This is a genomic window from Bacillus siamensis KCTC 13613, assembly GCF_000262045.1.
GTDB classification, from domain to species: Bacteria; Bacillota; Bacilli; order Bacillales; family Bacillaceae; genus Bacillus; species Bacillus siamensis.
On record NZ_AJVF01000042.1, the window covers coordinates 165,243 to 172,980 of the forward strand.

The 7,738-nt window shown below is 49.8% G+C and carries 1 protein-coding gene; it reads right to left on the minus strand.

The genetic code is table 11. The annotated features are described in order from the left end of the window. Positions 1 to 16 precede the first annotated feature (16 nt). Positions 17 to 7,735 carry an SDR family NAD(P)-dependent oxidoreductase gene (locus Y79_RS0119610; RefSeq protein ID WP_016939197.1) on the minus strand — a complete coding sequence of 2,573 codons (7,719 nt, stop codon included), beginning with the start codon at positions 7,733 to 7,735 and terminating at the stop codon, positions 17 to 19. Positions 7,736 to 7,738: the final 3 nt, after the last annotated feature.

Genomic DNA, 7,738 nt, shown 5'->3' on the forward strand with positions numbered 1-7,738 from the left:
TCCCCTTTTAAAAACGTCACGTTGTCACCTGCCAAAACGAGTCTGCAGGTGCAGTGCTTGTCTCTGCTTTTTTCTCATATCTCTTTAAAAGATCCACAATGTCCGTTTTTTCATTACTTGTTTTTTCCGCTTCATTTTCCGTGCTGTTCCAGCCGCCCAAAAACGGGTAGTGTTTTTTTCTGAATTCCGGCGGCTGGGGCGCCCGGTGATGTTCCCGCTGCCTTTCACCCCTGTATTCTTCAACGAGGATATGAGCATTTGTCCCGCCGTCAGGAAATGAACTCTGAGCTGCGACGCGGGGTTTCTTCTCTGAATGCCAATCAACGGGTTCACGATTAAAATGAATACGCGACGCTTCAAAGTCATAATGTTCAAATGGCTCACGCGCTGATAAGAAAGGCGGAATCCGCTTATGATAGACGCTCAGCACACATCGGATGAAGCCCGCAAGTCCTGAAGACAGAAGCAAATGCCCTACATTCGGTTTCACCGATCCGATCCGGCAGGGCAGAAGCGTTTTCCGGTCCAGCTGATAGACATCTGAGAGCGCCTTGATTTCCACCGAATCAACGATTGGGGAACCGCCTCCATTCACTTCTATATATCCAATGTCTTCGGGCGACTTTTCCGCCATATTAAGCGCAGTTTGAATGACGTCTCTCTGCGCTCTTATATTCGGTGAACCGGGACCGAGCGTCCTGCCGTCATTGTTTACCGAGACGGCTTTTATGACGCCGTAAATACGGTCTCCGTCCCGCACCGCATCGCTCAATCGCTTGATAAACACCGCCCCCGCTCCTTCTCCGAGCACTTCTCCCGCTGATTCACGGTCGAATATATGAAACACGCCGTTCTCATTTAAAATATGGCGCGCTCCGAATAACCGGTGCGCGGACGGAGATAAGAGCAGACTCACCGAACCGACTAAGGCCGCGTCAATCCTGCCGGCCAAAAGGGCGTCTTTTGCAAAGGACAGCCCGATCAGCCCTGAGGAACATGCTGTATCCACGACAAGGCTCGGCCCTGTGACATTAAAAAATCGTGAAATGTTGGCCGCCAAATAGTTTTGCCCCGCCCCCAAAATCGGGTTAGGCGCCTGCAGGATATGTTCCATACCGGCTGAAGGCTGCGCCCTGCCGCCGATGTACACGCCGACTTTCCGGCCCGACAAATCCTTTTGTCCGTACCCGGCATCATAAACGGAATGAACCGCTTCTTCTAATATGATCCGCGCCTGCGGGTCCATAATTGCCGCGTCTTTTTCAGAGATGCCGAAAAAGCCCGCATCAAACATGTCGATATCATCAGTCCATCCCGCATAATCCTTTGTATGCGCTGTTGCATGCCAGCGCGATGCGGGGACAGGCCGGATGGCGGTGTTCCCTTTCATCAGCAGCTCCCAAAAAGCATCCGTTCCGCCCGCCCCCGGAAAACGGCAGGACATGCCGACGACGGCAATATCGTCTTCGGTATCCGCTTTCGGCTTCATGGATGTTCTCTCTTCAGCGGCGGCGGTTACATCAGGCTGGACGTCCATGTCTTGAACGAAACCATTTTCTTTTGTCACAAAATCGGCTTTATGATGCACTGCGAAATAGTCAACCATTTCTGTAATCGTTTGATATTGAAGCATGAAGGACGGTGTTAGCTTTATGCTGATCCGTTTTTGCAATGATTGAACCAATTCCGCAAAGAGTATTGAGTCAATCCCGTATTCATCAAACGGCATATCATCTTTTATCTGCTCATCCGTCATTTTCAGTTCTTCGCTGAAAACGGTGCGCACCCATTGACGAATCGTATCCTTCACCTTTTGGTCACTGGAAATGCTTTTTTTCACGGGAGCTTCAGATTTCTTCACCTTCAAAAGATCACCAAAATCAGCCTCACTGTCTTCGGGAACACAAGGAATTCCGCAGCTTTGTCCGTTTAATATGATGTAATCTAAAAACTTCAGTCCGTCTTCGGCAGACAGCCTGGAAAGTCCTGATTTTTGATAAGCAGGTGTTTCCGGCAGGCCTTCAGCCATGCCGGTTTCTTTCCAGACGGGCCACTGAACAGCTTTAACAAACACGTTTCCTTTACCTGCTTGATGATTTGCAAAAGAGTCCATAAATGAATTAGCCATCGCGTAGTCACTTTGCCCCGCAGCAAGCGAAGGGATCTGACCCGAAACGGATGAGAACAAAATAAAAAACGACAGCGGCTCATTCTGAACGGCTTCATAGAGACTGCGAAGCCCTGTTACTTTCGGCGCGCAAACGCTTTCGATTTCCGTTTCGGTTTTGTTATAAAAAGCGGGGTGTTCTCCCATTGCACCCGCGCAATGAAAAACGCCGGTAATCGGTCCCATCGTGCCGCGGATGCTGTCTGTCATTTTCCGGAGGCCCTTTTGATCCGTAAGAGAAACGCTGTAATAACGGATCTCCGCGCCCCGCTCGGCTAACCTCTGCATCCGCTCGGCCTTTTCCGGGAGAATGCCGTCGTTTTTCATGTCTGCCCACTTTGAGGAATCAGGAAGCGGCTCCCGCCCCATGATGACCAGTTTCCTGCATCCGCATGAAACGGCATGCTCCGCCGCAATTGCGCCGATCCCGCGCGATCCGCCCGTTATTAACAGCACATCATCAGACGAATAGGAAAGCTCAGGCGCAGCCGAAACATTCATACCCTGCTTCAGAAACGGCACATAACGGCGATTCAGCCTGTAGCAGCATTCACTGCCGCTTTTGGCCCGCGGCTGTAAAAATTCAGTCTCAATCTGTCTGCTTAATTCTTCTGTGTGCTCAATCGCACAATCGCTATCTATCGTAAAAGAATGAATGTTGGTATACTCAGCGCCCAGCATCCGGTACAGCCCCGCCGTTTTCGCCCCTTGCATCAGAGGTTTACTTTCCTTGAAAGGCTGGAGGCGGTGTGTCACTTGGCTGAACACAGCGCCTCTATGACGGAATGATTCAAGAGCCTGCTGTAAAAAGGCAAGCTTTCCGTGTTCTATCTCTTCCTGCCGTTCATATTCCGCATCATATGCGGTTATGTCGATGACCCCGAGTATCTGTTTGTTTTTAAGAGACTCCCGCACTCTGCCGTAAAGGTTTCGCCCCGATGCGGCGGCGTAATAATCGGCGCCGTCTTTTGCCTGATGAATGAAGCAGATCGTTTCAATATGGCCGTTTCCTTTAAAAAGAGCATCGGCCAATCGCCTCGTCTTATCAGTTGCAAGTATCATTACTGTTCCTGATAATGCTTCAGATTCCGCCGGATCTTGCTGCTTCCATTCTTTTTGAAGAATGATCTTTTGGTTTTCCGCCGGTTCGTCTGTCTGTTTCCGGATATCCGCAGGCACAGGCACCCAATACCGCTCCTTCGCGAACGGATATACAGGAAGGCTGACCCGTTTCGGCTTCTCTCCTTCGTATAACCGGCTCCAGTCAACGGCGGCTCCTTTTGTCCACTCAGTGAGCAATCTGGAATATTGCTTGTTTTTCAAAAACTCGGCCATTCCACTTGATGACATATCGTCGTGAGCACGTCCGCGGAAACACCCTTCAATTTCTGTTTTCCGTTCAAGCACATCTTTCAGTTTCGCTTGCAGGCCGCAAACGGATGTAACGATAAATGCCAGCCGTTCAGGCATCGCTTCTCTGCCCGCTTGAAGCGTGTAGGCCAGGTCTTTAAGGTTGACTTCTTTTTCCCGTAAAAAGCGGTCATACCGTTTTACATATTCTAATAGGCGTTCTTCATTTTTTGCCGAAAGCAGAAACAGAACCGGCTCGTCTTCCCGTATACTCACCGATTTCTTTTCAGCCTGCGGCGGCAGATATTCTTCTATGACAAAATGGGCATTGCTCCCGCTGGCGCCAAAAGAACTTAAACCCGCTCTTCTCGGCTGGTCAGGATGTAACGGCCGTTCCCATTCTACCAGCCGATCCGCAACATAAAACGGCGTGTCCGAAAATGGAATATGGGGATTCAGCGTGTCCGCGTGCAATGACGGAAAGATTTCTCCATGCTTCAGCTGCAAAAGCACCTTTGTTAATCCGGCGATTCCGGCGGCTCCTTCTAAATGGCCGATATTTGATTTGGCAGAGCCGATGGCGCAAAACCGCTTCTTGTTTGTCCATTTGCGGAATGCGCGGCTCAGCCCTTCAATTTCAATCGGATCACCCAGAGACGTGCCTGTTCCGTGGGCTTCAATATAGCTCAGTGTCTCCGGATCAACGCCGGCACTCTGAAAAGAATCTGTAATGACTTCCGCCTGTGATGCCGGATCAGGCACTGTCAAACCGGATGTTTTTCCGACATGGTTTAAAGCGGAGCCTTTTATGACGCCATATATCGGACAGCCCCTTCTTTCCGCTTCTTGAACGGTTGTCAGCAACACCGCGCCGACGCCTTCTCCCGGCACATAGCCGTCACCGCCGGCGGCGAAGCTTTTGCAGACGCCTTCTGAAGACAGAAATCCGGCATTCGCCAAAAACGCATATTTATGCGGATGTGTCACCGCATTAACACCGCCGGCAATGGCGAATTCGCACTCTCCCCTTTTAATGCTTTCACATGCCAAATGTATGGATGTGAGCGAAGAAGAGCACATCGTATCAACAGCCATTGACGGCCCTGTAAAGTTCAGGCAGTGAGACACGATATTCGGAACAGAGGCAGGCGTCACGCCCATAGACAGCGGTGTGCCCCGCTGTGTGATTTCAGCGCCGAACAGCTCATAATGGCTCCAAAACACACCTGCGAATACCCCGACGCGTTTTCTCTTTTGTGAAGATGGCCCGCGCGCCGTTCTGTCCTGAGAAAAACCGGCATCTTCACAAGCTTCCCAAGCCGTCTCTAAAAAAAGCCGCGCCTGCGGGTCCATCATTTCAGCCTGGCGCGGAGTCAGATTGAAAAACAGCGGATCAAAGCAGTCTATGCGATCTAAAAAGCCTCCGTAACGATAGAACTGATCTGCTTCATAGGAGAAAGGATAACCTTTCCACCTGTCTTTCGGCATTGTTGTGATGCAGTCTTTACCTGAGCGCAGATTTTGGTAAAATTCATCGATGCTTCCCGCCTGCGGGTATCTTCCTGCCAATCCGATTACCGCAATATCGTGCTCTTCTGTGTGTCTCTCTTGTTTTCGGCTCCTTCTCTTGACAGCTGCATGGGATAATGAAGAGCGGTTCTTGTCTGCCATCGGAACCAATCGGGCCATGCTTTCAGTTACAGCCGGCTCCTTCCCGTATAAAATAACGGATTGCAGCTTGCCGAGACGCAGCATATATTCAAGTGAAGCCATCCCTTCCCCGGCCGGAATCGGGCTGGTGCCGGTTGCATCATTCATGATCTCTTTCATCAAGCTGTCAACCTGCATGCCGCCATCTTCCCAAAGCGGCCAGTTGATCGTCATAGAAGCCCCGGTCCGTTCGCCTTTTTCCGCTTTGCAATCGCGATATTTCATATATTCATCCATAAAAGCGTTCGCTGCGGCATAATCTGTCTGGCCCGCATTTCCGGCCAACGCCGAAAATGAGGAAAATACGGCGAAAAATTCAAGCGGTTCATGCCGTGAAGCTTCGTCCGCATGAATCAGGCCGCTGATTTTCGGCAGGAACACCTGCTTCAAATCAGAACTGTCTTTTTGGATGATAAATTGATCTTTTAAAACACCGGCGCAATGAAAAATGCCCGTCAGCCGGCCGAAAGTTTCTGTAATCTGAGCAAATGCCCGCTCTGTTTCGGCTTTGCTGCCGATGTCCGCTTGAACGTAAAGAACTTCTGCGCCCAATGCTTTCAGTCTGCTGATCTTCTCAGACTGTTCCGGCGAACGGCCGATGAGTGCGAGCTTCACCTTTTCTTTTTCTGCAAGGTGACGGGCAAGCAGAAATCCAAGACCGCCGAGGCCTCCTGTAATGACATATACGCCGTTTTGTTTCCAAGGAGACTGTGTCTGCCCGTCCGGTTTCTCAATACGTTCGAACAATCTGATCTGCCGCATATTGTCCTTATACCGAATGTCTGTGCAGCCCGCATAAGAGCAGTCTGCTTCTGTTCTAATGATTGCAGCCGTCTCACTTGGCAATCTCTCATTCTTGTTACAGAAGGTGATCACCTGAGTGCGAAAAGCCGGATTTTCAAGATGTGCCGTTTTCAGCATAGCCCCGAGAGCGGAAGACAATGCCGCTCCATCCTCAGCGGCACATACAAGCTGAATCAATGTATGTTCTTTCGGATGGTCTGTCAGTTCCCGTTTGAGCATACGAAATATGCGCTCGGCATCTGCTTCAAACTGCTCATCTGCAGCCTCATGCTCCTTTTTTAGTTCTATCACTTCCGCTTCCGGGCAATATGTGCCGAGTTCATCGGTGAGACGGGGTCCTGCATCGGCAGCGATAATGAGATGACGGGTGTGTTTTTGCCCGTTCTGCACTGCCGTTTCCAGCGGCTGATCTTTCCAGGCGGGTTCAAAAAACAGAACCTCATCAGCAATGTCAGCTTCTGATGTATGCCGTTCTTCGGCCGAATCTTTCAGCACACAGCCCGCTTCATTGATAAGGTAATCCGCAAGGCGGCGGACAGATGAATATTCAAAAAGCAGTGTCGGATAAAACTGCTGCTGAAAAGTCTGCTCTAATATCTTTACAAGCTTCAGCAAATGCGCCGAGTCAAGCCCCATATCATAAAAGCCTTTCCGCACATCAATATCCTGTGCCGGACGATTGATCAACCTGGCGATTTCCGACTTTATGTAAGTCACCATGTTTTGTTCCGGCGTTTGTTGTTCAGACACGTCTTCTGCGGCCACATGATTTTCGGGCTCGCCACGGCCGCTTCTGTTCTGCTGAGGCGGCTTCTCTTTGTCTATCAGATGGGTAATCATATTCGCTTGTCTGACCCTTTTTACTGTCAGTTTCTCACATTCGGCCAATACGTTCCCTGCCCTGTCGTAAATCGTGAAGTCGGCCGAATAAAAATCAGGTTCGCTATCTGATGCGCCGCTTTCAGTGCGGCTGTTTTTCGCAGAATAAGTGTAAACCGTTTTCGGAAACGGCTGATATATGCAAAAACGATTGATCATAAAAGGAATATAAGGTGTGTCATTCTGTTTTTGGGCCGACAATGCAAAGGAAGAGCCGGCAAGGGTGGACGCATCTAAAAAAGCCGGATGCGCCTTAAATTTCTCCCGGAATCCTTCAGCCAAATCACTCAGACTGAGCTCCATTAATTCTTCTTTATCCTGAAGCTGATAAACGGCCCCTTCATTTTTCATAAACTCGCCATGTTCAATATGGCTTCTTCTTGCAATTCCGTAAATGTCATGCATGTCCCATTTTCGGCTTGCGTTTTTCATGAATGCTTCAATATTCAGCTCTTTTGCCCGGGGCGTGTTTTTTTGCAAATAAAGCTGACATTCCATATTCTCATCCCGTTTTCCGCCAAGCGGTGTGCCGTTTTTTGCTTTTTCGCTTGTGATCTCAACTTTCCAGCTGTCACGCGCCGGCGTAAAGGTGACATACAGGTGTTTATCAAACTCTTCAGATGTTACAACAGGCTGCTTAAAAATAATCTGTCTTAATTCTATAGGCCGTTCACCGAGATACCCGGCGGCGAGCCGATACAGCATATCTATTAAAGTCACGCCCGGGAGGACGCGGATTTGATGAACGCGATGATCCCGGACGATATAATTCGTATGGCTGATTTTCTGCAGGAACGTTTTGACTTGATCGGTAGCAACTGCCAATCT